At 70.6% G+C, this 25,349-nt stretch carries 25 protein-coding genes; 12 read left to right on the plus strand and 13 right to left on the minus strand.

Features of this window, described 5'->3' with window-relative positions:
• Positions 1-26 precede the first annotated feature (26 nt).
• From ACIQV3_RS21040 to ACIQV3_RS21080, 9 genes are all read left to right on the plus strand, one after another.
• On the plus strand, positions 27-998 hold the full coding sequence (locus tag ACIQV3_RS21040) for a fumarylacetoacetate hydrolase family protein (RefSeq protein WP_403713933.1): 972 nt from the start codon (positions 27-29) through the stop codon (positions 996-998).
• On the plus strand, positions 995-1,750 hold the full coding sequence (locus tag ACIQV3_RS21045; RefSeq protein WP_403713934.1) for an SDR family NAD(P)-dependent oxidoreductase: 756 nt from the start codon (positions 995-997) through the stop codon (positions 1,748-1,750). Before ACIQV3_RS21040 ends, ACIQV3_RS21045 begins: the two co-directional genes overlap by 4 nt.
• Before the next feature lie 91 nt (positions 1,751-1,841).
• The gene (locus ACIQV3_RS21050) at positions 1,842-2,597 is read left to right on the plus strand and encodes a CoA transferase subunit A (protein ID WP_403713935.1); all 756 of its coding nucleotides are present in this window, start codon (positions 1,842-1,844) and stop codon (positions 2,595-2,597) included.
• Complete coding sequence (locus tag ACIQV3_RS21055) at positions 2,597-3,232, plus strand: CoA transferase subunit B (RefSeq protein ID WP_403713936.1); 636 nt, start codon at positions 2,597-2,599, stop codon at positions 3,230-3,232. Before ACIQV3_RS21050 ends, ACIQV3_RS21055 begins: the two co-directional genes overlap by 1 nt.
• Before the next feature lie 22 nt (positions 3,233-3,254).
• On the plus strand, positions 3,255-4,469 hold the full coding sequence (locus ACIQV3_RS21060; protein ID WP_403713937.1) for an FAD-dependent monooxygenase: 1,215 nt from the start codon (positions 3,255-3,257) through the stop codon (positions 4,467-4,469).
• A 23-nt stretch (positions 4,470-4,492) separates the two neighbouring features.
• The gene (locus ACIQV3_RS21065; protein ID WP_403713938.1) at positions 4,493-5,530 is read left to right on the plus strand and encodes a cupin domain-containing protein; all 1,038 of its coding nucleotides are present in this window, start codon (positions 4,493-4,495) and stop codon (positions 5,528-5,530) included.
• Positions 5,531-5,564: 34 nt separating this feature from the next.
• The gene (locus ACIQV3_RS21070) at positions 5,565-6,431 is read left to right on the plus strand and encodes a fumarylacetoacetate hydrolase family protein (protein ID WP_403713939.1); all 867 of its coding nucleotides are present in this window, start codon (positions 5,565-5,567) and stop codon (positions 6,429-6,431) included.
• Positions 6,432-6,572: 141 nt separating this feature from the next.
• A complete protein-coding gene (locus tag ACIQV3_RS21075) occupies positions 6,573-7,046 on the plus strand; it encodes a MarR family winged helix-turn-helix transcriptional regulator (protein ID WP_403713940.1) in 474 nt (157 codons plus the stop codon).
• A gap of 60 nt (positions 7,047-7,106) precedes the next feature.
• Entirely contained in the window at positions 7,107-8,765 is a 1,659-nt protein-coding gene (locus ACIQV3_RS21080) for an MFS transporter (RefSeq protein WP_403713941.1), read from the plus strand.
• Between the two features lie 43 nt (positions 8,766-8,808).
• Here ACIQV3_RS21080 and ACIQV3_RS21085 read toward each other — a convergent pair whose 3' ends face one another.
• The 13 genes from ACIQV3_RS21085 to ACIQV3_RS21145 all read right to left on the minus strand — a co-directional run bounded on the left by ACIQV3_RS21085 (position 8,809) and on the right by ACIQV3_RS21145 (position 21,092).
• Positions 8,809-9,612: a hypothetical protein gene (locus tag ACIQV3_RS21085; protein WP_403713942.1), complete on the minus strand. Its 804-nt coding sequence runs from the start codon at positions 9,610-9,612 to the stop codon at positions 8,809-8,811.
• Positions 9,613-9,679: 67 nt separating this feature from the next.
• Complete coding sequence (locus tag ACIQV3_RS21090) at positions 9,680-10,222, minus strand: hypothetical protein (RefSeq protein ID WP_403713943.1); 543 nt, start codon at positions 10,220-10,222, stop codon at positions 9,680-9,682.
• Between the two features lie 27 nt (positions 10,223-10,249).
• On the minus strand, positions 10,250-11,035 hold the full coding sequence (locus ACIQV3_RS21095; protein WP_403713944.1) for a hypothetical protein: 786 nt from the start codon (positions 11,033-11,035) through the stop codon (positions 10,250-10,252).
• Positions 11,035-11,577, minus strand: coding sequence for a hypothetical protein (locus ACIQV3_RS21100; RefSeq protein ID WP_403713945.1), 543 nt, complete (start codon positions 11,575-11,577; stop codon positions 11,035-11,037). Before ACIQV3_RS21100 ends, ACIQV3_RS21095 begins: the two co-directional genes overlap by 1 nt.
• The gene (locus ACIQV3_RS21105) at positions 11,574-12,851 is read right to left on the minus strand and encodes an MCE family protein (protein ID WP_403713946.1); all 1,278 of its coding nucleotides are present in this window, start codon (positions 12,849-12,851) and stop codon (positions 11,574-11,576) included. Before ACIQV3_RS21105 ends, ACIQV3_RS21100 begins: the two co-directional genes overlap by 4 nt.
• Entirely contained in the window at positions 12,848-14,116 is a 1,269-nt protein-coding gene (locus tag ACIQV3_RS21110; protein WP_403713947.1) for an MCE family protein, read from the minus strand. The genes ACIQV3_RS21105 and ACIQV3_RS21110 overlap by 4 nt, the downstream gene beginning before the upstream one ends.
• Positions 14,113-15,138, minus strand: a complete 1,026-nt coding sequence (locus ACIQV3_RS21115; protein ID WP_403713949.1) for an MCE family protein — start codon at positions 15,136-15,138, stop codon at positions 14,113-14,115. Before ACIQV3_RS21115 ends, ACIQV3_RS21110 begins: the two co-directional genes overlap by 4 nt.
• On the minus strand, positions 15,135-16,187 hold the full coding sequence (locus ACIQV3_RS21120; protein WP_403713950.1) for an MCE family protein: 1,053 nt from the start codon (positions 16,185-16,187) through the stop codon (positions 15,135-15,137). The genes ACIQV3_RS21115 and ACIQV3_RS21120 overlap by 4 nt, the downstream gene beginning before the upstream one ends.
• On the minus strand, positions 16,184-17,239 hold the full coding sequence (locus ACIQV3_RS21125) for an MCE family protein (protein WP_403713951.1): 1,056 nt from the start codon (positions 17,237-17,239) through the stop codon (positions 16,184-16,186). The genes ACIQV3_RS21120 and ACIQV3_RS21125 overlap by 4 nt, the downstream gene beginning before the upstream one ends.
• Complete coding sequence (locus ACIQV3_RS21130) at positions 17,236-18,489, minus strand: MCE family protein (protein WP_403713952.1); 1,254 nt, start codon at positions 18,487-18,489, stop codon at positions 17,236-17,238. Before ACIQV3_RS21130 ends, ACIQV3_RS21125 begins: the two co-directional genes overlap by 4 nt.
• A 19-nt stretch (positions 18,490-18,508) precedes the next feature.
• A complete protein-coding gene (locus tag ACIQV3_RS21135) occupies positions 18,509-19,315 on the minus strand; it encodes an MlaE family ABC transporter permease (RefSeq protein ID WP_403713953.1) in 807 nt (268 codons plus the stop codon).
• A gap of 5 nt (positions 19,316-19,320) precedes the next feature.
• Positions 19,321-20,085: an MlaE family ABC transporter permease gene (locus tag ACIQV3_RS21140; RefSeq protein ID WP_403713954.1), complete on the minus strand. Its 765-nt coding sequence runs from the start codon at positions 20,083-20,085 to the stop codon at positions 19,321-19,323.
• Positions 20,082-21,092: an ABC transporter ATP-binding protein gene (locus ACIQV3_RS21145; RefSeq protein ID WP_403713955.1), complete on the minus strand. Its 1,011-nt coding sequence runs from the start codon at positions 21,090-21,092 to the stop codon at positions 20,082-20,084. Before ACIQV3_RS21145 ends, ACIQV3_RS21140 begins: the two co-directional genes overlap by 4 nt.
• A gap of 643 nt (positions 21,093-21,735) precedes the next feature.
• On the opposite strand from ACIQV3_RS21145, the gene ACIQV3_RS21150 reads away from it, so the two are divergent.
• The 3 genes from ACIQV3_RS21150 (at position 21,736) to ACIQV3_RS21160 (ending at position 25,269) form a co-directional block, all read left to right on the plus strand.
• On the plus strand, positions 21,736-22,371 hold the full coding sequence (locus ACIQV3_RS21150) for a hypothetical protein (RefSeq protein ID WP_403713956.1): 636 nt from the start codon (positions 21,736-21,738) through the stop codon (positions 22,369-22,371).
• A 147-nt stretch (positions 22,372-22,518) separates the two neighbouring features.
• Positions 22,519-24,180 (plus strand): DUF6801 domain-containing protein, encoded by a 1,662-nt coding sequence (locus ACIQV3_RS21155; RefSeq protein ID WP_403713957.1) that lies wholly within the window; start codon positions 22,519-22,521, stop codon positions 24,178-24,180.
• Between the two features lie 144 nt (positions 24,181-24,324).
• Complete coding sequence (locus ACIQV3_RS21160; RefSeq protein WP_403713959.1) at positions 24,325-25,269, plus strand: hypothetical protein; 945 nt, start codon at positions 24,325-24,327, stop codon at positions 25,267-25,269.
• Positions 25,270-25,349: the final 80 nt, after the last annotated feature.

Raw genomic sequence — 25,349 nt, forward strand, 5'->3', positions numbered from 1 at the left:
CCGACCACTCCTACCGGGAGCCGCACATGCGCTTCGCCTCCTATGAACACCAACATCACCGGCACGTCGGCGTCGTGGAAGCGGACGGCACGCTCTTCCCCCTGCCCGGCGTCTCCTCGCTCACGAGCCTGCTGGAGCAGACCGGTGGTCTCCCCGGGCTGCTCGATGCCGGCGCGGCCGCACGCGGCGTACCGCCCGGCCCGCACGTCTCCCAGGTCCGGTTGCTGCCTCCCGTGCGGCCCACGGCCGTAAGGGACTTCGTCACCTTCGAGGAGCACGTCGAGGGGGTCCGGCGTTCCGTGGAAGGGAGGGCCGGCGTGCCGGAGCAGTGGTACGCCGCACCGACCTTCTACTTCACCAACCCGCACGCGATCTACGGTCCGCTCGACGGGATACCGGTCCCGCCCGGCGCGACCGTGCTCGACTTCGAACTGGAAGTGGCCGCCGTCATCGGCCGTGAGGGCCGCGACCTCACACCGGAACGGGCCCGCGACCACATCGTCGGCTACACCGTCTTCAACGACTGGTCCGCCCGCGACCTCCAGTCCGCCGAGATGAAGGTCGGCCTCGGCCCTTGCAAGGGCAAGGACACCGCCACCACCCTGGGCCCCTATCTCGTCACCGCCGACGAGCTGGAGCAGTACCGGGACTCGGAGGGCTTCCTGCGCCTGGCACTCACGGCCGAGATCAACGGTGCGGCCGTGGGCAAGGACCTGCTCTCCAACATGAGCTGGACCTTCGAGGAGATGACCGCCTACGCCTCCCGCGGCACTCTCGTGCGCCCCGGCGACGTGCTCGGCTCGGGCACCTGTGGCAACGGAGGCTGTCTCGCCGAACTCTGGGGACTGCGTGGCGAGCGGACGCCGCCGCCGCTGAAGCCCGGCGACACCGTCACCCTCACGGTCGAGGGTCTCGGTTCGCTCACCAACACCATCGTTCCCGGGAGCGAGCCCGTGCCGCTGCCCGCGGGCCGTCGACGCGATCGGGAGCGGCCGTGAGCGCTCCGCCGGCCCAGAGACTACGGGGCAAGGTCGTCGTGGTCACGGGCGCCGCTCGCGGCCAGGGCGCGGCCGAGGTGGAAGCACTCCTCCGAGAGGGTGCCCACGTCGTAGCCACCGACGTGACATCCGCGAGCGGCTGCCGGCGCCTCGATGTCACCAGCGAGGAGGACTGGGCGGAACTCGCCGCCGAACTGCGCGAGACGCACGGCCAGGTGCACGGCCTGGTCAACAACGCCGGCATCACCTGGCGCGCCCGCCTCGGTGACGTACGCGCCGAGGACATGGCCCGCGTCCACGCGGTCAACGTCACCGGGCCGCTCCTCGGCATCCAGCACCTCGCTCCGCTCATGCCTCCCGGTTCCTCCATCGTCAACGTCGGCTCGTCGGCGGCCGTCACCGCGCACTACCCGGTGGCCTACACCACCAGCAAATGGGCGCTGCGCGGCCTGTCGAAGACCGCTGCCCTCGAACTCGGCCCGCGCGGGATCCGCGTCAACACGATCCATCCCGGATTCATCGAAACCGAGATGACCGCCTCCGCGGCCCCGGCCTTCCGCGAGGCCAGCATCCGCGAAACCCCCTTGGGGCGCACCGGAACCGTCGATGAGATGGCTCCACTGGTGGTCTTCCTGCTCTCCGACGACTCGTCGTTCATCAGCGGCGCCGAGATCCCGGTCGACGGCGGTCTCACCGCCCACGGTGGCGTCAAGTCCCTCTCGGACGCTCTGCGCCCGGAGGGTGGGACGTGATGCGCCCGGAAGGTGAAGTCGCCCTGTCTCCGGGGCTCACTCGTGGGTCCCGCGTGCTGCCCGGTGTCACCCGATGAAAGGAGCACACGCCGTGGACAAAGTCATGGGCAGCGCCGCCGAGGCGGTGGCCGACATCCAGCCGGGCGCCTCATTGGCCGTGGGCGGTTTCGGTCTCAGCGGTGTACCCGAGGTCCTCGTCCGCGCACTTCTCGAACAGGGCGCGGACGACCTGCGGGTCGTCTCCAACAACTGCGGGGTCGACGGGCGCGGGCTCGGAGTCCTGCTGTCCGTCGGACGCATCGCCCGCGTCACCGGTTCCTACGTCGGCGAGAACAAGGAATTCGCCCGGCAGTACCTGTCCGGCGAGCTGGAAGTGGAACTCGTGCCGCAGGGAACGCTCGCCGAACGGCTGCGCGCCGGCGGCGCCGGAATCCCCGCCTTCTACACCCCGGCCGGCGTGGGCACCCAGGTCGCCTCCGGCGGACTGCCCTGGCGGTACGCTCCCGACGGCTCGGTCGCCGTCGCGTCACCTGCCAAGGAGACCCGGGAGTTCGCCGGGCGCCGGCACGTGCTGGAGCACGGCATCACCACCGACTACGCCCTCGTCCGGGCCTGGCGGGGGGACCGGCACGGAAACCTCGTCTTCCGGAAATCCGCGGCCAACTTCAACCCGCTGGCCGCCATGGCCGGCCGCATCACGATCGCCGAGGTCGAAGAGCTCGTCGAACCGGGCGCTCTGAGCCCCGGCGCGGTGCACCTCCCCGGCATCTACGTCCGCAGGGTCGTGGAACTCACCCCGCCGCAGGCGGCGGACAAGCCCATCGAGAAGAGGACGGTGCGTCCCTGATGCCCTGGACCCGCGACCACATGGCCGCCCGAGCCGCCGCCGAACTCACCGACGGCTCCTACGTCAACCTCGGCATCGGCCTGCCCACCCTCATTCCCGGCCACCTCCCGCCCGGTGTCCACGTCGTCCTCCACTCCGAGAACGGCATCCTCGGTACGGGCCCCTACCCCGCTGCGGACGAGGTCGATCCCGACCTGATCAACGCCGGGAAGGAGACCGTCACGGTGCTGCCCGGCGCCTCGTTCTTCGATTCCGCCCTGTCCTTCGGCATGATCCGGGGCGGCCACATCGACACGGCGGTCCTGGGCGCGATGCAGGTGTCGCAGTACGGCGACCTCGCGAACTGGATGATCCCCGGGAAGATGGTCAAGGGCATGGGTGGCGCCATGGACCTCGTGCACGGCGCCGGCCGCGTCATCGTCCTCATGGAGCACACCGCCAAGGACGGCAGCCCCAAGATCGTCGAAGACTGCTCCCTGCCCCTCACCGGCGAGCGGTGCGTTCACCGCATCATCACCGACCTCGGCGTCCTCGACGTCACCGAAGACGGCTTGGCTCTCGTGGAGACAGCTCCAGGCGTCACCATCGCCGACATCGCCGCCCGGACCGACGCACCGGTCCGCTCGAACCAGTAGCCGTTGCCCCCGAGGAGGCCTCATGTCCGCACTTCCCGTTCCACTCCGCATCGCCGTCGTCGGCGGCGGCATCGGCGGACTGGCCGCCGCGCTGGCGACCGCCCGCGCCGGCCACCACGTCACGGTGCTCGAACGATCCGCCCGGTTCGGCGAGATCGGCGCGGGCTTGCAGCTCGCACCCAACGCGTCCGCCGCCCTGGACCAGCTGGGAGTCCTCCCCGCGGTCCAGCGCAACGCCGTCGCCCCGCCGCGGCTGGTGATGATGGATGCTCTGACCGGTGACGAGGTGACCTCCCTCGACCTGCGCAGCGCGGCGTACACCGAACGCTTCACCCACCCGTACCTGGTCACCCATCGCACCGACCTGCACGCCGCGCTCCTGGACGCCTGCCGGGACCACCCCGCCATCACGCTCCGCACCGGTCACACCGTCACCCATGCCGAGCAGGACGGCGCGGGGGTACACCTGCGCTTCGCCGACACCGCGGCGCGGCTCACCGCGGACGCGGTCGTGGCCGCCGACGGCCTGCACTCGCGCCTGCGCCAGGCCCTGGTCGGCGACGGCGAACCGGTCTGCTCGCGCTACGTGGCCTACCGCGGGGCGCTGCCCGTCGGCAGCATGACGGGCCGGATGTCACAGCACGCCGCGTCGGAAGCGGTGATGGTCTGGGCGGGGCCCCGCATGCACCTGGTGCAGTACCCCGTCCGGCGCGGAGAGCTGTACAACCAGGTCGCGGTGTTCGAGAGCGACGACTACCGGCCTGACTCGGATGCCTGGGGCACCGAAGCCGAGCTCGAAGAACGCTTCGCCGGAGCCTGCCAGACCGTCCGCGACGCACTGCCGCTGGTGGCACGCGACCGCCGCTGGCCCCTGTACGACCGTCTGCCCATCGACAACTGGGTGCACGGCCGCATCGTGCTGCTCGGCGACGCCGCCCACCCGATGCTCCAGTACTTGGCCCAAGGTGCCTGTCAGGCACTTGAGGATGCCGTGGCCCTCGGGCAAGCGCTCGGCCGGTTCGCCGACCCGGCCGACGCGTTCGCCGCGTACGCCGGGCAGCGTCGCCAACGGGCGGCGCTCATCCAGACGAACGCCCGGCGCTTCGGCGAGATCTGCCACCTGGAGGGAATGGGAGCCACCCTCCGCAACGCCCTCTTCTCGTCCCGTTCGTCCGAGGAATTCGACGACATGTCCTGGGTGTGGGCGCCGGCCCCCGCCTCGGTTCCCACCCCGTGATCCGGCCACCACAGGAGGACGCCGTGAACGACGAACTCGTCTACGAGGCGCTGGAGGGTTCGGGAGCCGCACCGCTGTGGCGCTTCTACGGCAACCTGTTCCCCGCCGAACCGAAGAGCCGTGCGGTTCCCCACCTCTGGAGCTGGCAGGAACTGCGGCCCCACCTGCTGCACTTCTCCCGGACCCTCTCCCTGGAGGAGGCCGAACGGCGCGTGCTCATGCTCGTGAACCCCGGCCTGAGCGATCCCCCGGCCACCGTCAACACCCTTTATGCCGGACTGCAGATCATCCTGCCCGGAGAGACCGCGCAGGCCCACCGCCACACGTCCAACGCGTTCCGCTTCATCCTGGAGGGCAGCGGCGCGTGGACCACGGTCAACGGCGAGCGCGTCTTCATGTCCCCGGGCGACCTGCTGCTCACCCCCGGGTGGCACTGGCACGACCACACCCATGAGGGCGACGCTCCGATGATCTGGCTCGACGCACTCGACTACCCGCTCGTCAACGCCCTGGAAGCCGGCTTCTACGAGAAGTACCCGCAGCGGCTCCAGCCCGTCACCCGGCCCGACGACGCGGGCAGCAAGCAGTTCCTGCACGGCCGGCTGACCCCCGCCTGGCTCACCCCCGACGGCCCCCACTCCCCCGTCACCCGCTACACCTGGACGGAGACCCAACGCGCCCTGGACGCCGTCGCCGACACCGCCGAGGGCAGCGAGGTCGACGGCATCGTCCTCGAATACACCAACCCGTGGACCGGCGGTCCGGTCATGCCCACGATCGGCTGCCGCATCCAGAGGCTGCGCCCGGCCTTCCGGGGCGCCGGACGCCGGCACACCGCCTCCACCATCTTCAGCGTCGTACGCGGTGAAGGCGCCACGATCGTGGACGGGAAGCGGCTGGAGTGGTCCGAGAACGACACCTTCGCCGTACCCGGTTGGACGTCCTACCGGCACCTCAACAGCTCGTCCTCGAACGACGCCGTGCTGTTCTCCTACAGCGATGAGCCCGTCATGCGATCCCTGGGGCTCTACCACGCGGAAGACGCCGCCCCCGGCGCCTGATCCGCCCATCCGACACTTCAGCAAGGAGGCCACGGTGCGCCTGGCCCTGTTCAACAAAGGACGTATCGGACTCCTCGACGGGGACGACCTCGTCGACGTGACCGAACTGCTCGCCGGATCCGGCCCCTTCGGCGCGGCCGGAGCACTCCACCACCACATCGAAGCCGCCGACCGGCACGGCCCGGTCGACGTGGACCTCGGCGGCCGTACGCGGGTCCCGCTCGCCGAGGCCGTACTGGAAGCCCCGCTGCCCCGCCCCGGAAAGATCATCGGCGCACCGGTCAACTACCTCGATCACAAGGCCGAGATGGAGTACGCCACGTCGGTCGCCGACCTCGGGGTCTTCCTGAAGGCCAATTCCTCGGTCATCGGACCGGGCCAGGACATCCTCCTGCCCTACTCCGACAAGCGCACGGACCAGGAGGGCGAGCTCGGCGTCGTCATCGGCCGCACCGCCTCACACGTCAGCCCCGACGAGGCCCTGGACCACGTCTTCGGCTACACGTGCCTGCTGGACATCACCGTCCGCTCCGGCGAGGACCGCTCCACCCGCAAGTCCTTCGACACGTTCACCCCGATCGGCCCCTGGATCGTGACCGCGGACGAGATCCCGGACCCGGACTCCCTCGACCTCCGCTGCGACGTGGGCGGCGCCACCCGACAGCGGACCAACACGGCCCACCTGATCTACGGCATCCGCGACCTGATCGCCTACGCTTCCTCCGTCATGACCCTCCACCCCGGCGACGTGATCGCCACGGGCACCCCTGCCGGAGTCGGCCCGCTGAGCCACGGGGACCGCGTGGTCGTGGAGATCGAGCGGGTCGGCCGCCTGGAGGTGAGCGTCGACGGTTCCCGTGCCACCCCGTACGAGGAACGTCCGGGACGCAGGGAGCTCTGACCGGACGCTCACACCCGAGGTGGTGCCGGCGCGGCGCTCACAGACTCCGCCGCAGACCGGCTTCCCCCGGCCGGCACCACCTGCACGTCTCCGCTATTGAGTATGTTGACATAGGTATCTCGCCATACTTATATTGCCTGCATGGCCACCCCCAGCGCGTCCGAACAGGACATCCGGCAGATCGCGTCAGCGATGTCGGCCGTCCTGCCCGCGCTGCACCGGGCACTCGACCGGCGCCTCGCCCAGGACTTTCCGCACCCCAAGCCGCCCGAGAGCCAGTTGGCGCTCCTGCGGCTCGTCGGCGAGCGTGACGGTGTCACGGTGCGCGAGGCCGCCGACGTCCTGCTGATGAAGCCGAACAACGTGAGCGCCCTGGTCACACAGCTGGCCGGCCAAGGACAGCTGGAGCGCAGGCAGGACCCCGCGGACAAGCGAGTCGCGCATCTGCACCTGACGGCCCAGGCCCGGCAGCGGCTCGACGAGGTCGGGAGCCTCCTGGACGGATACCTCGTCGAGGCACTGCACACCCTCACCGACGGGGATCTCGACGCCATCGGGTCAGCCCTCGGTGCGCTGCGGGGCGTGGCGCGGCACATTCACCCCGCCGCCCACTGACGGCGCACGCGTAGCCGCGTCCCGTCGACCTCCATCCTTACGAGGAAGCAAGGCACCTCCATGTCCTCCACCGTCGTGGACAGCTCTCCCCTGCCCGCACGCACCCGGCCCTCCGCTCCGGCGGGCCGCCGCGCCAATCCCTGGCTGACGCTCGTCGCCGTCGCCTTCGGCCTGTTCATGGTCGGTCTGGACGGCTCCGTCGTCGCGATCGCCAACCCGGAGATCGGCCGGGACCTGAACGCGTCCACCGCCGACCTGCAATGGGTCACCAACTCCTACCTGCTGGCCCTGGCCGCCGCGCTGATCCTCGGCGGGAAGCTCGGTGACCGCTTCGGCCGGCGCACCTTCTACCTGATCGGAGTCGTCGGCTTCACCCTCGCTTCGGTCGCCATCGGCCTGGCCGGGTCGATCGAGGGCGTCATCGCCTTCCGAGCCGTGCAGGGCTTCTTCGGTGCGCTGCTGATGCCCAACACGCTCGGGCTGCTGCGCGCGGTGTTCCCGCCGAAGAAGTTCGGTATGGCCGTGGGCATCTGGGCGATGGTGTCGTCGGTGTCCACCGCGCTCGGCCCCATAGTCGGCGGTCTGCTCGTCGAGCACGTCAACTGGGAATCCGTCTTCTACATCAACGCTCCGATCGGCGTCGTCGCGCTCGTCTTCAGCGCACTCGTGCTACCGCAGAGCAAGAACGCCTCCGCCTCCGCCCCCGGTGACCAGCGCTTCGACGTCCCCGGTGTGATCCTGCTCGCGCTCGGACTGCTCGTCGTCGTGTTCGGTGTGGTCAAGGGCGAGACGTGGGGCTGGAGTTCCGGCTCGACGCTGGGCGCGCTCGCCACCGGCCTCGCGATCCTCCTGGTGTTCGGCTGGTACGAAACGCGTGTGGAGCACCCGTTGCTGCCCATGCGGCTGTTCCGCAACCGCGCGCTGACCATCGGCACGATCATCACGGCGATCAACTTCTTCGTCCTGCTCGGCGTGATCTTCTTCGTGATGCTGTACCTGCAGAACGTACGTGGCTTCACCCCCGTCGAAGCGGGCGTGCGCACCCTGCCCCTGAGCCTGGCATCCGTGGTCGCCTCCCCGCTGGGCGCGAAGCTCACCGAGAAGTTCGGCGCCGGGCTGTCCATGCCGCTCGGCATGGTGCTGCAAGGCGGCGCCGCATTCGGCGTACTCGCATGGGGTGTGGATTCCCCGTACGTCGCGATGTGGCCGCCCTTCATCGCCCTGGGCCTCGGTGTGGGCATGGTGATGGCCGCCTCCTCCGACGCCATCGTGGGCAACTCCCCGGTCAAGGACGCCGGCGTCGCGGGCGGCCTCCAGGCCACCGCGCTCCAGGTAGGCGGCGCGCTCGGAACCTCCGTACTCGTCTCCCTGATCAGCAGCCGGGTCAACTCGACCCTGACCGCCGAACTCGCCTCCGCCGGGGTACCGGCACCCATGGCCCAGGGCTTGCACGAGGCCAAGGACGCGGTGGCCATGGGCATCGCACCGGTCTCCGGCGAAATGCCCGCGCAGCTGAAGGCCGCGGTGATCGAGGGCAGCGGCCAGGCGTTCATGAACGGAGTGCACACCGCCGCGTTCGTCACCGGCGCCCTGTGCGTCATCGGCGCCGTCCTCGCCGCAGTCGGCGTACGGCGCAACCCGCAGGACGCCCGCCCGGCCTCCCCTCCCCCTGGCCAGTCCGCGGGTAGGGGAATCGGGACGACGAGCGGCGCTGTCTGACCCTCGCCCTGAGCACGCCGTGCGCGGCCCGGCGCACCTCAGGTCAGCGGCCGAAGGTGTCGATCCCCTCCACGAGCCAGTGCCCGTCTCGATCCAGCAGGTCCAGGGCGAACATCGCTCCCGCATAGACGCCCTGGTCCTGGGAGCTCCGCCCCTCGGTTCCCGCCGTACTGACGCTGCTCTGATCCGCATAGACCAGGACGCGCGCCCGGTCGCCGTCGATGCGCTCGACGGCGCTGTCCGTGAGCGTCGTGGTGATCACCGTCTTCTGCTTCTCCGCCTGGGCGAGCACGTCGTTGAACAGCGCCCGGTGCTGGGTGACGGCCTTGCCGGTGAGCAAGGTCTTCGACGCGCTCTCGAAGGCGCCGGGCCGCGCGTGGTCGTAGGAGAAGAGGGAGGCGACGGCACTGGCGGTCTGGCCCTTGATCTCGCTGGTACGGGCGAGGTCGGTGAGCGCGGTGTTCGCCCGTACGGGATCGTCCCGCAGCGCCGCCGCCCGGCTCTGGGCGAATCCGGCGGCGGAGCCGAGGAGGACGGTGAGGGCGCAGAGGACGAGGAGGGGGACGAGGCGTTTCCCTCCACCCCTGCCGGTGCGGTCGGCCGTCCCGGCCCCTTCGTCCGGCTCGGGCGCCTCCTGCCGCTTCGCGCCGGCGGCCCCGCTCGTCGGTGTCCGTGTCCGCGTCCGCGTCCGCGAGGATACGGGCCGGTGACCCACGGGTGGGCGGGAGGCGTCGGCCAGGGTCTCCTGCGAACCGGTGGCATCGGCCGGGCGCACGGCCGGCACGGTCTGGTTGCCGGCCGTCTGGCGGCGGCGCTGGCGGTTGATGAGGTGGCGGGTCGTCGACATCGTGCCTGTCCTTCTCGGGTGCGGGCGGCTCTCGGACGCGGCTTGCTCTCGCGGTACGGCGGCCGGTTCAGCCGGTCGCCGTACCACCCACGGGGGCCTGACCCAGCGCGCTGAGCTTCCAGTGGGTTCCGGTGCGGCTCAGTTCGCCGAGCATGCGGCTGTCCTTCTCGCTGCTCTTGTCGTCAGCGGCCCTTACGGTGATCCGCAGGGCGACCAGTACCTTGGCCCGGCCCGCGCGGTCGTCCAACTCGGTGACGGCGCCGGACAGCACCCGGGCGGTGGTCACCGTCTTGGCCGCCTTGACCTGTTGCGCGAACTCGGCCCGCCCTTTGACGAGTTGGTCGTGCAGGTCGCCGGTCGTGGACGACTCCCACAGATCCAGACCCTGGTCCACTTTGGTGTGGTCGAGGGTGTTGAGGTTCTGCACGGCCTGTTCCGCCGCCGCGAGCGCCCGGTCGCGCTGGACGGCGTACGCGGCGGACTCGTCGTGGCTCGCCCCGTACCAGTCCTGGGCCGCCCACGCGGCGATGCCGCCCGCGACCAGGGTGAGCGCGAGAGCGACGGCCAGGATCGGCCGGGTGCCGGCGAGGGCGCGGACCGCGAGTGTCATGGGGTGTTCCCGTCTCCCGCTCATCTCTCAGCGGGTCTTGATGTCGACGATCTGCCAACGGTTCTCATGGAACTGGGCGGTGACGGTCAGCTGGGCCGCGGCCGAGGTCGTGGCGCCCTCGTCCCGCCGTGAGGTCTGGTCGAGGAGGACCAGGAGGCGCGCGGTGTCCCCGTCGAGTTCGATCACCCCGGTGCGCACGGCCCTCGTGTTCAGGGTGATCTTCTGCGTCTCCAGGTTGGCGCGGAGCTGGGCGAACAGGTCGCCGTACTGCCGGGCCGCCTTCCCCCCGAGCACCGTCCGCGCCGATCGCGCGGTGGCGTCGGCGCCGGTGGGGGTGTACGAGAAGATCCTGGCGAGGCCCTCACTGACCTCGCCGCTCACCCGTTCGGTGGTCGCGGTGTCGGTGAGGGCGCGGTTCTGGGCGGACGGGGCCGCGCGCAGTCGGTGTGCGCCGTAGAAGAAGGCGCTCCCGCCCAGGAGCAGGAGGGCGACGGCCGCCGCAACGGCCGGATGGCGCCACCGGCCGGCCAACCGGGAGCGGGAACCCCGGAGGTCCGGTTCACCCTCGGCACCGGAGTCAGCACCGGCCGCGCCCGCGTCCGTGTCCATGCCCGCGTCCTGGTGCTCGTCCTCGGCGTGCGGACTCGTGCCGGCCCCGTCGGCGGGTACGGGCGTCCGCGTCCCGCTACCGGGCGGTCCGGGCACGTCGTCCAGGTCCGCCGTGGCCTTCGCTCCGGGGCCGGCCGTCGTGTCCCGCACGGCCGGCCCCTCCGCCTCCGCGGGCCCGTTCATCGCCTTGCGCCCCAGCAGCATCACTCCGCCTCGCTTCCCGCGCCGGCCGTGGCGGATGCGGTGGCGCCCGCGCCCGCCACCGGTACGGCACTCAGTGCCTTGACCTTCCACGTGTCGTCGTCCGTACGCTCCAGGACGGCTTCGAGGCGCTTGCGGTCGCTCGTCACCTTCGAGGCGCCCTGGGGCGTGACGTCGACGCGGACCGTCGCGATGAGCTTCGCCGTACCCGCCCGGGTGTCCAGCGCGGTCACGGCCGCTTCGGTGACGGTGGCGCGGGCCGAGGCACCCACCACCGGCCGGGTGGCGCCCAGTTCGGTGAGCAGCGGCCCGGTGGAGGCGTCGCGCCACGCCTCGATGCTGGCCTCCGCGTGCTCCCGCGTGGACGCGTCCAGGGTGTTGAGCACCGTGAGGTGATCACGGCCCTGGGCGAGGACGTCGTCCCGCTCCCGGCCGAAGGCGAGGGCGTCGTCGGTGCGGGCCTGTGCGTAGGTCCAGGCGCCGGTCCCGCAGAAGGCGAGCGCCACTGCCAGGGCCGCGCCCGCGAAGACGCGCGCCCGCCTCATCGACCGCTCCCGGCGCCGAGGCCGAGCAGCCCGGCCAGGTCGGTGGGGCCGCCGGCCTGCCCCGGCAGGGCGAGTGCGCCGGGCAGGGGCTGCCCGGCGGGTGCGGTGGCGGAGCCGGCGCTGCCCGAGGGCAGGGAGCCGGGTTTGGCCGGGGTGGGGACGGGGCCGCCCTTCGGGGCGTTCGCGGAGCCGCGCACGTTCCTCCCGGACGAGGCCGGGCTGGTGCAGGAGGCTCCGGTGTTGAGGGCGGGTGCGGTACCGAGGTCCAGGCCGTTGCGGTAGCGCGTGCCGCCGTAGCCGGAGGTGCAGGGCAGGGGCTTGAAGAAGGTGACGGCCATGCCGAGGTTCATCCGTCCTCCGTCGACGGTGGTGGCACCCGCGGAGACGGCCGCGGGGAACTTCACGAGCAGTTCCTCCATGCCGCGCTGACGTGTGACGGCGATCTCCGAGGTGGTGAGCAGGTTGGCGAGGACCACGCCGAGGCTGGGGTCGAGGTCGCGCAGGAGGCCGCTGATCTGGGTGGCCGCGTCCGGCGTGACGGTGAGCAAGCGGCGGACATCGCTGTCGGATCCCTTGAGGGTGACGGCGAGTTCGCGTGCGCCGGTGGCGAAGTCGCGGATGGCTCGGGCTTCCTCGGCCTGGGTGCGCAGGACGACCTCGCCGTCGTTGATGAGGCGGGTGGTCGCGGGCAGGGAGCGGTCGGCGGCCTGCACGAACGCGCTGCCGCTGTCGATCAGGGCCTGGAGGTCGTCGCCGTGGCCTTCGAACGCCTTGCCCAGCTCGTCGACGACCGTGCGCAGCGAGTCGAGCGGAACGGACCGGGTGAGGTCGTTCATGCTGGCCAGGAGGTCGGTGACGGGTGCGGGGACCTCCGTGTCGGCCTGGTCGATACGGGCCCCCTCCGTGAGATACGGGCCCTGGTCGCTGCGGGGCCGCAGGTCGATGTACTGCTCGCCGACGGCGGACAGTCCGGCGACGACGGCCTTGGCGTCGGCGGGTACGCGGGCGGCCGCCTTCTTGATGTGCAGCCGGGCCACGACCCCGTCGGCGGTGAGGTCGATGGCGCCGACGCGTCCTATGGAGACGCCCCGGTAGGTGACGTCCGAGTGGGGGAACAGGCCACCGGTCCGGGAGAGGTGGACGTCGACGGTGTAGTGGTCGGCGACGCCGATGTAGCGGCCGAGGTCGGCGTAGCGGATGCCGAGGAGACCGAGGGCGAGTACGGAGATGACGAGGAACGCGAGGTTCTTCAGTCGTACGGCGAGGGTGATCACCGGGTCTTCCCTCCGTCCTTTGCTCCGGTGGTGGCGCTCCGCCCGCTCGGGGAGGAGGGGGAAGAGGAGGCTCCCGGCGGTTCGAAGCTCTGGACGGGCGGCAGCGGCAGCGGTGAGGGCGGGTTCGTGGATCCGCGGCCGGACGTGCTCCCGCGGGCGGTGGCCCCGGGGTCGGCGGGAGGGGTGGGCGTAGGGCCGGGCGTGGCCTGCGGGACGAGCGGCGGGATGACCTGGGTGCCCGGTTCGGCGGCGATGTACAGGTAGGTGTTGAGGTAGTCGCCCTTGATGCCCCGCATCACCTCGTCGGTGAAGGGGTACGTCAGCAGGGCCTGGAGGGAGTCGGGCAGATCGGCGCCGGCGTCGGCGAGTGCCTGCAGGGTCGGCGCCAGGGCCTTGAGGTCCGCGACCATGTCGTCCTTGCCGGCGTTGATGGTGGAGACGGCGACGCCGGACAGCGTGTCGAGGGCGCGCAGCATGGTCAGGAGCGAACCCCGCTGGTTCTCCAGGGTCTTGAGGCCGGGCGAGAGGCCGGTGATGACCTTCCCCACGTCCTCCTTGCGCCCGGCCAGGGTCGCGGAGAGCCGGTTGACCCCGTCGAGGGCCCGGGTGATGTCGTCCCGGTGCGCGTCGAGTTCGCTCACCAGGGTGTTGACCCGCTCCAGCATGGAGCGGACCTCGGGCTCACGTCCGCCCAGTGCGGAGTTCAACTCCTTGGTGATGGTCTTCAGCTGGTTGACCCCGCCGCCGTTGAGCAGCAGGGACAGGGCGCCGAAGACCTCTTCGACCTCGGTGTTGCGGCTGGTGCGGGCGAGCGGGATCGTGCTGCCGTTGGTGAGGCGCGCACCGCCCGCGTCCTTGGCGGGGGCGGTGAGGTCGATGAACTTCTCACCGAGCAGGCTGGACTGCTGGAGGCGGGCGCCCGCGTCGGCGGGCAGGCGGACGTCTCCGTTGATCTTCATGGTGACGCGCGCCGTCCAGTCGCCGGTCCCGAGGCGGATCTCGGTGACGCGGCCGACGGCGACGTCGTTGACCTTGACGGCGGACTGCGGGGCGAGGCTGAGGACGTCGGCGAGTTCGGCGGTGACCGTGTACGGGTGGGAGCCGAGGTCCGCGCCGCCGGGCAGCGGCAGGTCCTCGATGCCGTCGAAGCGGGGCAGGTCGGCGGGGAGCATGGTCACGGTGAGGACCACGACCGCGCCCAGGGCGGCGATCCCGGCGATGCCCGCCCCGGCGGCCTTGCCGGTGAGGGATCCGCGGCGCTTCACCGGTCCGCCTTCCCGTTGCCGGCCGAGGAGCCGCCGGTCACGGGCAGCGGGAGCAGCGGTCCGCCCATGCTGATCTCGTTGAGGTTGGCCCGGCCGTCGAGGGTGCGGGTGTCCTTGTTGTACGCGCCCACCACGTTGGACGCCGCGAGCGGGGCCACGTCGAGGGCCTCGGCGAGGGAGGCCCGCTGGTCGACGAGGGCCTGGGTCAGGGGAACCAGCCGGTCGACGTTCTGCTTCAGCTCGCCCCGGTTGTTCTGGATGAAGGTCTTGACCTGAGCGAGGGCCTTGCCGAGTTCGGTGAGGGCGCCCGCGAGGTCGTCCTTGTTGTCGGCGAAGAACGTCACCACGTCGTCGAGGCGTTCCTGGGCGGTGCGGACGTCGCCGTCCTTGTCCTTGAGCATGGTGGTGAACGTCTGGAGCTGGCCGAGCGTGGCGAACAGGTCGTCGCTGCTGCCGTCGAGGGTCTTGGCCGCCTTGCCGAACTCCTGGATGGACGTGCCGATCGCGTCACCGTTGCCGCCCAGGTTCTTCGCGCCGGTGTCGATCAGGCCGGCCAGGGCTCCGCCCGCATTGGCGCCGTCGGGGCCGAGGGCCTTCCCGAGGTCGGTGATCGAGGCGTACAGCTGGTCGATCTCGACGGGGGTCCGGTTGCGGGACGCGGCGAGCTGGGCTCCGTTGGCGAGGGCGGGGCCCGAGGCGTAGGCCGGCGTGAGTTGGACGTACCGGTCCGCGACGATGCTGGGGGCGACGATGACGGCCCGTGCGTCGGCCGCGACGCGTACGCCGTCGTCGATGTGGAGTCGGACGCGTACCCGGGTGCCCTCGGGCTCCACGGACTCGACCTCGCCGACGCGCACCCCGAGGATGCGCAGGTCCGAGCCGGCGTAGATGCCGACGGCGCGGTCGAAATGGGCCGTGACACGGGTGCCGCCGGAGCCGAGGGCGCGTACGGCGACGAGGCCGCAGGCCGCCAGCACCACCATGGTGAGCCCGATGACGAGGGGTCTTCTGAGTTTGGTCATCGGGCACCGCTTCCCTTCGCCGCCGCCGGCTTCTGCTGCGGCGGTTGGCATCCGGTCTTGGGCTGTGACGCCTCGGGCAGGTAGTTGCGGGGCACGACTCCGCAGAGGTAGCTGTCGAACCAGTGGCCGTTGCCCAGGGTGTTGCCGACGAGCCGGTAGTACGGGCCGACGAGGGCCAGGGTCTTGTCGAGCTGACCGCTGTTCTTCTCCAGGACCTCGGTGACGCGGCTGAGGGCCTTGAGGGTGGGGCCGAGCTGGCGGTCGTTGTCGGTGACGATGCCGCTGAGCTGCGTGCCCAGCTCCCGGCTGCCCTTGAGCAGGGCGCGGATGGCGTCGCGCCGGTCCTTCAACTCCCCGAGCAGTGAACCGCCGTCCTCGATGAGGGTCTCGAAGCTGGACTTCTTTCCTTCCAGGGTCTTGGTGAACGTCCTGCTTCCCTGAAGCAGTTGGGAGATTTGGGCGTCACGGCTGGAGACGGACCTGGAGAGTTCGGACAGGCCGGTGGCCGCGCTGCGCACGCTCGGCGGCGAGTTCTTGAAGGTCGCGGAGATCGTCTCGAAGCTTTCGGCGAGCTTCTTCGTGTCGATGGCGTCGACGGTGCCGCTCAGGTCCTGGAACGCCTGGGTCACGTCGTACGGGGACGTGGTGCGCGCCAACGGGATGCGGCTGCCGGGGTCCTGGCGTCCGGCGCCCAGCGGGTCGAGGGCCAGGAACTTCTCGCCGAGCAGGGTCTTGATGGCGATGGCGGCCGTGGAGCGGTCGCCGACCCAGGCGTCGCCGACTCCGAAGGTCACCCTCACCTTGGGCCCGTCGAGGGTGACCCCGGTGACCGAGCCGACCTTGACGCCGGCGATGCGCACCTCGTCGCCGGTGGCCAGTCCGGCGGCCTCGGTGAAGTCGGCGCTGTAGGTCGTGCCCGCGCCGGAGAACGGCAGGCGGTCCAGGTTGTAGGCGAGGACGGCCATCATGGCGAGCACGACGAGTCCGACGACGGCCACCGCGACGGGGTTGCGGTCCTTGACGGGGGTGAACCTGGGCGGGCGGCTCATCCGCGGCACCTCGATTCGGTCACGATGATGCCGGTCGGCGGCTTGGAACCGTCGGAGGTGCTCACACCGCTCACGCGGGCCTCGCAGAGGTAGAGGTTGAACCAGGACCCGTACGAGGACAGCCGGGCCAGGGCGGCCATCTTGGCCGGTGTCCTGTTGAGGAAGTCCTCGATCTGCGGCGTGTGGTCGCCGAGGGTGTTCGAGAGGCGGCCCAATTCACCGATGCTCCGTTTGAGGGGGGCCCGCCCGTCCTGGAGGAGCCCCGCGGTGACGGTGGTGAGGTCGCCCATCGCCTGGACGGCCTCGCCGAGCGGCTTGCGGTCGTCGTTGAAGCCCGTGACGAGCTTCTGGAGGGTGACGACGAGATCGCCGAAGGCGGCCTCGCGGGTGTTGAGCGTGTCCAGGACGGTGTTGAGGTTGGTGACCACCTGGCCGATCACCTGGTCCTTGGCGGCGACGGTCCGGGTGAGCGAGCCGATGTGCCGAAGGAGGCTCTCGACGGTGCCGCCCTCGCCCTGGAGGACTTGTACGAGCGACCCGGCGAGGTCGTTGACGTCACTCGGCGACAGGCCCTCGAAGAGCGGCTTGAATCCGTTGAACAGGAGCGTCATGTCGAGCGCGGGCGTCGTGCGGTCCAGCGGGATGGTGGAGCCGGGCGGCAGGGCGGAGCCCACGTCGCCGCTGCCCCGGTCGAGGGAGACGTAGCGCTGCCCGACCATGTTGAGGTACTTCACCGCGGCGGTCACCGATTCGGGGAGCGTGCGGTCGTCGCGGATGCGGAAAGTGACCTGGGCGGTGCGCCGGTCGACGACGCGGACGTTCGTCACCTCCCCGACCTTCACGCCCGAGATCCGTACGCTGTCGCCGTCGATGAGCCCGGTGACGTCGGTGAACAGCGCCTTGTACGAGCGCGTACCCGAGTCCACTCCGGTGTTGGCGATGCTGAGCGCGAGCACGGTCGTGGCGAGGGCGGTGACCAGGACGAAGATCAAGGACTTGACCACCGGGCCGGTCAGGGGGCGTCGCCGGGTGTGTGCGAGGCCGTCTCTCACTTGAGGACCACCTCCGCTCCGCGGTACGCGGGTCCGGCCAGCAGGCTGCTCCAGTCGGGCAGGTCGCCGGGCGGCTTGTCGGCGGCGGGCGCGAGGAGTTCGTTCAGGAGGTCGTTCTCCTGCGCGGAGTTGGCGGGACCGAGGTCCTGGTCGGCCGCCGCCGTGGCCCGCGCGGCGGGTGCCACCGGGACACCGAGGTAGGGCACGGGGTAGCAGTGCGGACCGCCGCCCGAGGTGTACGAGGGGGTGTCACGGCCGGGTGCGTAGGCCCCGCGCGAGGGCACGGTGACCACGTTGACGTGCAGCCCGGGCCGGTCGGTGCCCTTGCCGAGGGCCTTGTCCATGGCCGGCACGAATGCGGCGAGGGTGCGCAGCGTGCAGGGGAACGACGAGGAGTACTCGGCGAGCAGTTCCAGGGTCGGCCTGCCGGTGGCGCTGAGCCGGATGATGTTGTCCTTGTTCTGGCGCAGGAAGGTGGTGATGTCCTGGGCGGTGCGGGTGGTGGCCCCGAAGGTGGCGGCCAGCTCGCTCTCCTTCTCGGCGAGCGTCCCGCTGGTGGTGGTGAAGTCGGTGAGGGCCGTGACGATGTCCGGGGCCGCGTCCGCGTACACGTTGCTGACCTTGACGAGTTCCTGGAGGTCCCGGTTGAGCGCGGGCAGTTCGGGGTTGAACTTCTTGAGGTGCGCGTCCAGTTGGGCGAGGGTGTCGCCGAGCTTGGCACCGCGCCCTTCCAGCGCCCGGGAGACGGCGGACAGGGTGGCGGAGAGCTTCTGCGGCTGGACGGCGGAGAGCATGGGCAGCACGTTGTCCAGGACCTGCTGGAGTTCCACCGCGCTGCTGGAGCGGTCCTCGGGGATGACGGCGCCGGCGCCGATCGGTTCGGACGAGGGCGACGCCGGCGGTACGAGCGCCACGAACCGTTCGCCGAACAGGGTCGTCGGCAGCATCTGCGCGCGTACGTCGGCGGGAACCTCGTGGAGGGTGTCGGGATCCATCGCGAGGGTGAGCCGGGCTCCCGTGTCGGTGGCGGCGATGGAGCGGACCTCGCCGATGACGACGCCGCGCATCTTCACCTCGGCCCCCGGGTGCATCTCGTTGCCGACGCTGCCCGTCTCGATGGTGATCGGGGCGCTGTCGGTGAACTGCTTGTCGTAGACGGCGATCGCCAGCCAGACCAGGAGGGCGGGAACGAGCAGGAAGACGAGGCCGGCGGAGCGGCGGCGCAGGGTCGTAACGCGTGGGCTGCTCATGGCGCGTGGGCTGCTCATCTCACCCCGCCACCTTCACGGTCGTGGTCGCGCCCCACAGGGCCAGCGACAGGAAGAAGTCGGTGACGCTGATGATCACGATGGCGTTGCGCACGGACCGGCCCACCGCGACGCCGACCCCGGCGGGGCCGCCGGAGGCTCGGAACCCGTAGTAGCAGTGGGCGAGGATCACCATGACGCTGAAGATCAACACCTTGAGGACCGACAGCACGACGTCCGTCGGGGAGAGGAACAGGTTGAAGTAGTGGTCGTACGTTCCCTGGGACTGGCCGTTGAACAGGACGGTCACGTAACGGGAGGCGAGGTACGACGAGAGGAGCCCGATCGCGTAGAGCGGGATGATCGCCGCGACGCCCGCGATGATGCGGGTGGTGACCAGGTACGGGATGGAGCGGATGCCCATGCCCTCGAGGGCGTCGACCTCCTCGTTGATCCGCATCGCGCCGAGCTGGGCGGTGAAGCCCGCGCCGACGGTCGCGGAGAGCGCGAGGCCGGCGACCAGGGGTGCGATCTCGCGGGTGTTGAAGTAGGCGGAGACGAAACCGGTGAACGCGGCGGTGCCGATCTGGTCGAGGGCCGCGTACCCCTGGAGGCCGACGACGGTCCCGGTGAACAGGGTCATCGCGATCATCACGCCGATGGTGCCGCCGACGACACCGAGCCCGCCGGAGCCGAAGGCCACCTCGGCGAGCAGCCGCTGGACCTCCTTGAGGTAGCGGCGCAGGGTGCGCGGGATCCAGGCCAGCGCCTTGACGTAGAAAAGCAACTGGTCGCCGGACCGGTCGAGCCATACGAGCGGGGAGGCCATCGGCCTCAGCCTCCCTTCGGCGGGACGATTTGCAGGTAGATGCCCGTCAGCACCATGTTCACGAAGAACAGCAGCAGGAAGGTGATGACGACGGACTGGTTGACGGCGTCGCCGACCCCCTTGGGGCCGCCGCGCGGGTTGAGGCCGCGGTAGGCGGCGACGATGCCCGCGATGAACCCGAAGATCAGGGCCTTGAGTTCGCTGATGTACAGGTCGGGCAGTTGGGCGAGTGCGGAGAAGCTGGACAGGTAGGCGCCCGGGGTGCCGCCCTGGAGGATGACGTTGAAGAAGTACCCGCCGAGCGTGCCGACCACGGACACCAGGCCGTTGAGGAGCACGGCCACGCCCATCGTCGCCAGTACCCTGGGCACGACCAGGCGTTGGACCGGCGAGACCCCCATGACCTCCATCGCGTCCAGCTCCTCGCGGATCTTGCGGGAGCCGAGGTCGGCGCAGATGGCGGAGCCGCCCGCGCCTGCGATGAGCAGGGCGACGATGAGCGGGCTCGCCTGCTGGATGACGGCGAGGACGCTGGCGCCTCCGGTGAAGGACTGGGCACCCAACTGCTGGGTGAGCGAGCCGACTTGCAGGGCGATCACCGCGCCGAACGGGATGGAGACGAGCGCGGCGGGAAGGATCGTGATGCTGGCGAGGAACCAGAACTGTTCGACGAACTCCCGGAACTGGAAGGGCCGTCTGAAGATGGACCGCCCCACCTCGGCCGCGAGGGCGAAGAGCCGGCCGGTCTGCCGCAGCGCGCCCGTGATCACGAGCCGCTCCCGGTGGCCGGAAGCCGCAGGGTCGGCGCCAACGCGCCGCGCGTGTAGGTGTCCTCGATGGCGGCGCGGGCGGCGGGCGGCAGCGTGTCGAGCATGGCGAGGACGCGCTCGCGGCGCCTGATGGCGGCCTGGCGCGGCGGGAGTCCGGGCGAGGGCTCCAGTTGCGGGACGATGGCCCGGGGCGCGGCGGGTACGAGGCCGGGCACGGCGGCCTCGGCGGCGAGGGTGGCCGCGTCCTTCTCCTCGGACATCCCGATGGGTCCTTCGCGCCGCCCCGCGAGGAACTGCGCCACGACCGGTTCCTCGCTGGTGAGCAGCAGTTCCCGCGGGCCGAAGGTGACGAGGTTGCGCCGGAAGAGCATCCCCATGTTGTCGGGGACGGTCGCGGCGATGTCGAGATTGTGGGTGACGATCAGCATCGTCGCGTCGATCTGCGCGTTGAGGTCGATCAGCAACTGCGAGAGGTTGGCGGTGCGGACGGGGTCGAGACCGGAGTCCGGCTCGTCGCACAGCACGATCTGCGGATCGAGCACGAGCGCGCGGGCGAGTCCCGCCCGCTTGCGCATGCCGCCGCTGATCTCGCCGGGGAGCTTGCCCTCCGAGCCGAGGAGCCCGACGACGTCGATGCGCTCCATGACGATCCGGCGGATCTCCGACTCCTTCTTCCGCGTGTGCTCGCGCAGCGGGAAGGCGATGTTGTCGAAGAGGGACATGGACCCGAAGAGGGCGCCGTCCTGGAACATGAGGCCGAAGAGTTTGCGGGCCTCGTAAATGTCGCGCTCGGGGCTGTTCACCATATCGACGCCGGCCACGAGGACGCGTCCCCGTTCCGGCTTCAGCAGGCCGATGAGCGACTTGAGGAAGACCGTCTTCCCCGTTCCGGAGGGGCCGAGCATGACGCTCACTTCCCCTGCGGGCAACGTGAGGGTCACGTCCTGCCAGATGTTCTGCTTGCCGAAGGACATGGTCAGACCTTCAACAGCCACTTCGATTCCCACTTCACCTCCAGCAGTCGCGCGCCACGTGTGCGTCGCGGGCCGCACGTTAGGTCGTTCGCGATCACCGGACAATAGGTGTGACACCAATTCGGCCCGGCGCCGATGAACTTGTCACCGCGCGGACAAGCTCGGGTGCGCCACTTGTCTCCCCCCTGAGGACTCCCGTGTTCAGGGGCCGCCGACCAGGGGGCGGGCGTCGCACCCGGAACGCTACGGCCGAGTAACATCCGACGGCAATAAGTGGGTCCCGAGTTTTTCCCGGGACGGCCTCCGGCCCGCATTCTTTGTCACGTGGATTACACATGCACGCCGCTACTTGTCACGACGGAGAGCACCCCGGGCTCCCCGCCGGGATGCATACGCCCTACACGAGGGAAAACAGCGCGGAGCGGCGCCCGATCGACCGGAATTATCGATTTTACGCACCCGGTGGCTAATGCGATGCCAAGGACCGCTCACCCCGCGAACAGTTAATGCCAGCTCTTCAAAGAATCTTGAACTACGCCATTGTTCAGCCAAGTTTCCCGCAAGTAACGTCAGCGTCGCGGCCGAGGAACACCGAGCCGCGGGCCGTCTGTGTCTCCCCCCACCGCACAGCTGCGGCCCACCCTCTGCCGATCGATCCCCAAGGAGTCCCACAGCCATGAAGAACACCATCAGGAACCTCGCCTTCGTCACCGGCGCCGCTGCCGCCGCACTCGCCCTGACCGCGGGCACGGCATCGGCCGTGCCGTCCACCACGTGGACCGTCAACCCCTCCCCCGCCGCCTTCACGGCGACGAACAGCGGGAACATCGTCCTCAGCGTCAACGGCATCGCCATGACGTGTACGACCTCGGGCGCGTCCGGCTCGATGGCCAGCGCGACCGGCAACCCGGCCACCGTCGGCTCGATCAGCGCCATCAGCTTCGGTGCCAGCGGCTCGCCCTGCACCAGCGTCCTGGGCAACGTGACGACCGTCGCCACCACCCCGTGGACCGTGGTGGCACAGGACTACACCGCCGCGACCGGCGTCACCAAGGGCTACATCGGCAACGTCGACGCCAAGGTCACCGTCGGTGCCTGCGTCTTCCGCGTGACGGGCAAGGCGTCCGGCACGTACACCAACTCGACGGGCAAGCTCGCGGTCTCCAGCACCACCGGGGAGCTCAACGTCGTCTCCTCGACCAACTGCGGCAGCGCCGTACCGGTCGGTGCCAAGCCGATCTTCAAGGGCGCCTACCTGGTCAAGAAGACCGGCACCGCGATCATCCCGACCATCGTCGGCTCCAACCCGTAGGGCATGCGGGAGTGCCCCCGGCACTCCCGCGGGTCCGTACGCCCGACCGGCGGGACCGGCCGGGCGTTCGCCGACCCACGCCGACCAGGCACGCCGACCGGCCCCGCCGGCCGTCGTGCCCCGGACGATCCCCGAGCGGAGCAAGTGATGAGAGGCCACCGTCCCGCCCTGCGGACGCCGCGCGTGCGCGCACGCGGTGCTGCGATCGCCGCCTTCGTGGCGCTCGCCCCCCTGATCTCCTCGGCCGCCGCCGCGGTGGGGTCGCGGGAAGTCACCGCGAAGCTGCCCTACGACTGCGCGCTGCCCTCGGGACAGCAACGCGTCGCGGTACGGGTCAAGGCCACCTTCCCCGGCCGGGCCACCACCGGTGAGGCGATCCGCCCCACCGCGGTCAGCACAACGGTCGAGCTTCCGGCCCCGGCCATCGCCGATCTCGCGGCCCTCAAGGCCACCACGGTGGTGCCCGAGACCAGGCTGTCCCTCGAAGTCGCCCAGCACGGGGCGAAGACCCAGGCCCTCTGGCGCGGCACCGGCGCCGCCCAGCCCGTCGCCGTCCCCGCCGAGGGCCCGTTGACCCTCACCACCACCGGCGACGCCCCGACCGTGACGGCCGTCGCCGACGGCGACCTCACCCTCACGGCCACGGACCTCGCCGTCGACCTCGCCCTCGGTACGGCCGACGGCGCACCCACCACTCCCGCGTCCCTCGCACCCGCCACTCCCGCGTCCCTCACCCTCGACTGCACCCTCGCGAAGGACGCGGCCGGCCACGGCCTGCTCGCCACCGTCCCGGTCGGTCCGACCGCCCACACCCCTGCCCCGAGCGGTTCGCCCTCCCCGTCGGGCCCCACGGCCCCGGCGTCCGGGCGACCGAAGGACCCCGCGCCATCGACGGGCCCCGGCACTCCGAAGGGGTCGACAGCGCCCGGGGGCCCTGCGGCGCCGACGCCCGGGGACAAGGGCGAGGACAAGGACAAGGGCAAGGCGCCGAAGGTCGGCGATGCCCGCTCCGGCCCGGCGGCCGTCAGGCCGCCCGCGCCGCGCTGCGTCAAGGAGAACCCGACCAGCCAGTCGCTCACCGGATACATCACGGGCTACTCCAACGTCAGCAAACTGGGCGGCGCTTCACTGATCCCGTTGTCCTGCGTGCAGATCGAGCAGGGGCCCGCGGACTTCGTCCCGTTCCCGGACGGAACCTTCCACATCATCCAGAACTCGGAAGGCAATCTCGACCACCAAGGCCGCAAGCAGACCCCGCCGTTCACGTCGACCTTCCTGACCTTCGGCTTCACCCCGACGACGGCGACCATGGTGCTGGAGCAGGCGGGGCCGATGAGCGTCGCGGCGGACGTCCTGCTCGACTTCAGCACGGGCAACAACTACGCGACCACCTATGTGCGTGTTCCGCTGGTCCTGCGCGTACTGGACGTCAAGGTCAACGGCACGCGCCTGGACGTCGGCCCCTCCTGCCGCACCGCGGGCCCGCTCAGCTCCCCGGAGCCCGACCCGGGCGCGCATCCCGGCCCGCACCTGGTGATGCTCGGCAAGGGAGTGATCATCTCCGGCGAGCCGGCCACGGGGTACCAGTTGTCCTCGGGCGGACCCCTGACGGGCGAGGTGACCGTCCCCGCGTTCACCGGCTGCGGGGCGGGCGGTGAGGACTTGGACCGGCTGCTGACCGCGTCCATCTCCGGCTCCGGCAACTACATCAAGCAGATGCAGGGCCAGACCTGCAGCGTGGCGCAACCGACCGAGGGCGAGTGCACCGAGGACCTCCAGCCGTACGTGGTCCCGAAGCCCGAGCGCTGATCCCCACCCTCGCACCACGCACGTCCGCACCCGTACCTCCGTGCCCCCGCACCCCCACACCTCCGGACCCCCGCCACCTGGCACCCCGCACCCCGCACCCCGCACCACAGACCTGAACGTCCCCCGTCACCGAAAGGCACCTCCATGCCACTCGCCTCCGCACGCACCCGGCTCGCCACCCTCTCGGCGCTGACCGCGTTCGGCGCGTTCGCCTCCCTCGGTACGGCGACCGCCGCCACACCGGCGCTCAACGGAAGCTGGGGTCCGTTCACCCGCTGCCCGGTCGACTCGCCGGCAATGCTCGGCGCGGACGGCCTGGACAAGGCGCCCCAGTGCGTCGTCTCCTACTCCACCAGCGGGTCCATCAAACTCGGCAACACGACGGTCCTCACCGGCAACAGCAACCTCCAGATGGGAGTCGTCCAGAACTCCGACGGCACCAGCGTCGTTGTCGCGCCCTCCTCCGGGGCGATCATCGCCGACTCCGCGACGGTGCCCGGCGGCCTCCTCGGGCTGATGTGTCCGAGCAACATCCCTGGCATCACGGCCATCTGCCAGCAGCTGTCGGACGGCAAGCTCAACAAGATCACCGCGACCCTGGAGTCGGTGGGCGCCCCCTCGAACTTCGACCAGATAGCGGGCGTCGTCACCGACCAGACGATCGTGAACATCCCCGTCCGCATTCACCTGGAGAACCCGTTCCTGGGCAGCAACTGCTACATCGGCACCAAGGCCAACCCGATCCTCCTGCAGCCGAAGAACCGCAACTACCCGGAGTTCGGGGTGGATCGGTTCAACGGTGACGGCAGCGCGAACGAGGAGGGCGAGATGAGCCGCCTCAACCTCCTCGGCTCCACCCAGTACGACACGTCCTTCGCGGTCCCCGGCGCCAGCGGCTGCGGCCTGGGGATCTTCGGCCTGATCGACGCGGCGGTCAACCTCAAGACCGGCCTGCCTTCGGCGGCCGGCAAGAACAGCCTGACCCTGAACAACACCCAGACCTACCTGGGCGGGCTCTACGCCCCGGGTACGGTGGCCCCCGACGCAGGCAAGCAGCTCTCCCGCAACTGGCACTCCGCAGTCAAGTAACCGCCATCCAGGGCCGATTCCCGGCCGATTACACCGACCCCGCCCCTTCCTCCGGCGCGACTCGTGCTCACGTGGTGTAC

It is taken from the genome of Streptomyces sp. NPDC099050, from assembly GCF_044759865.1.
Lineage (GTDB): Bacteria > Actinomycetota > Actinomycetes > Streptomycetales > Streptomycetaceae > Streptomyces.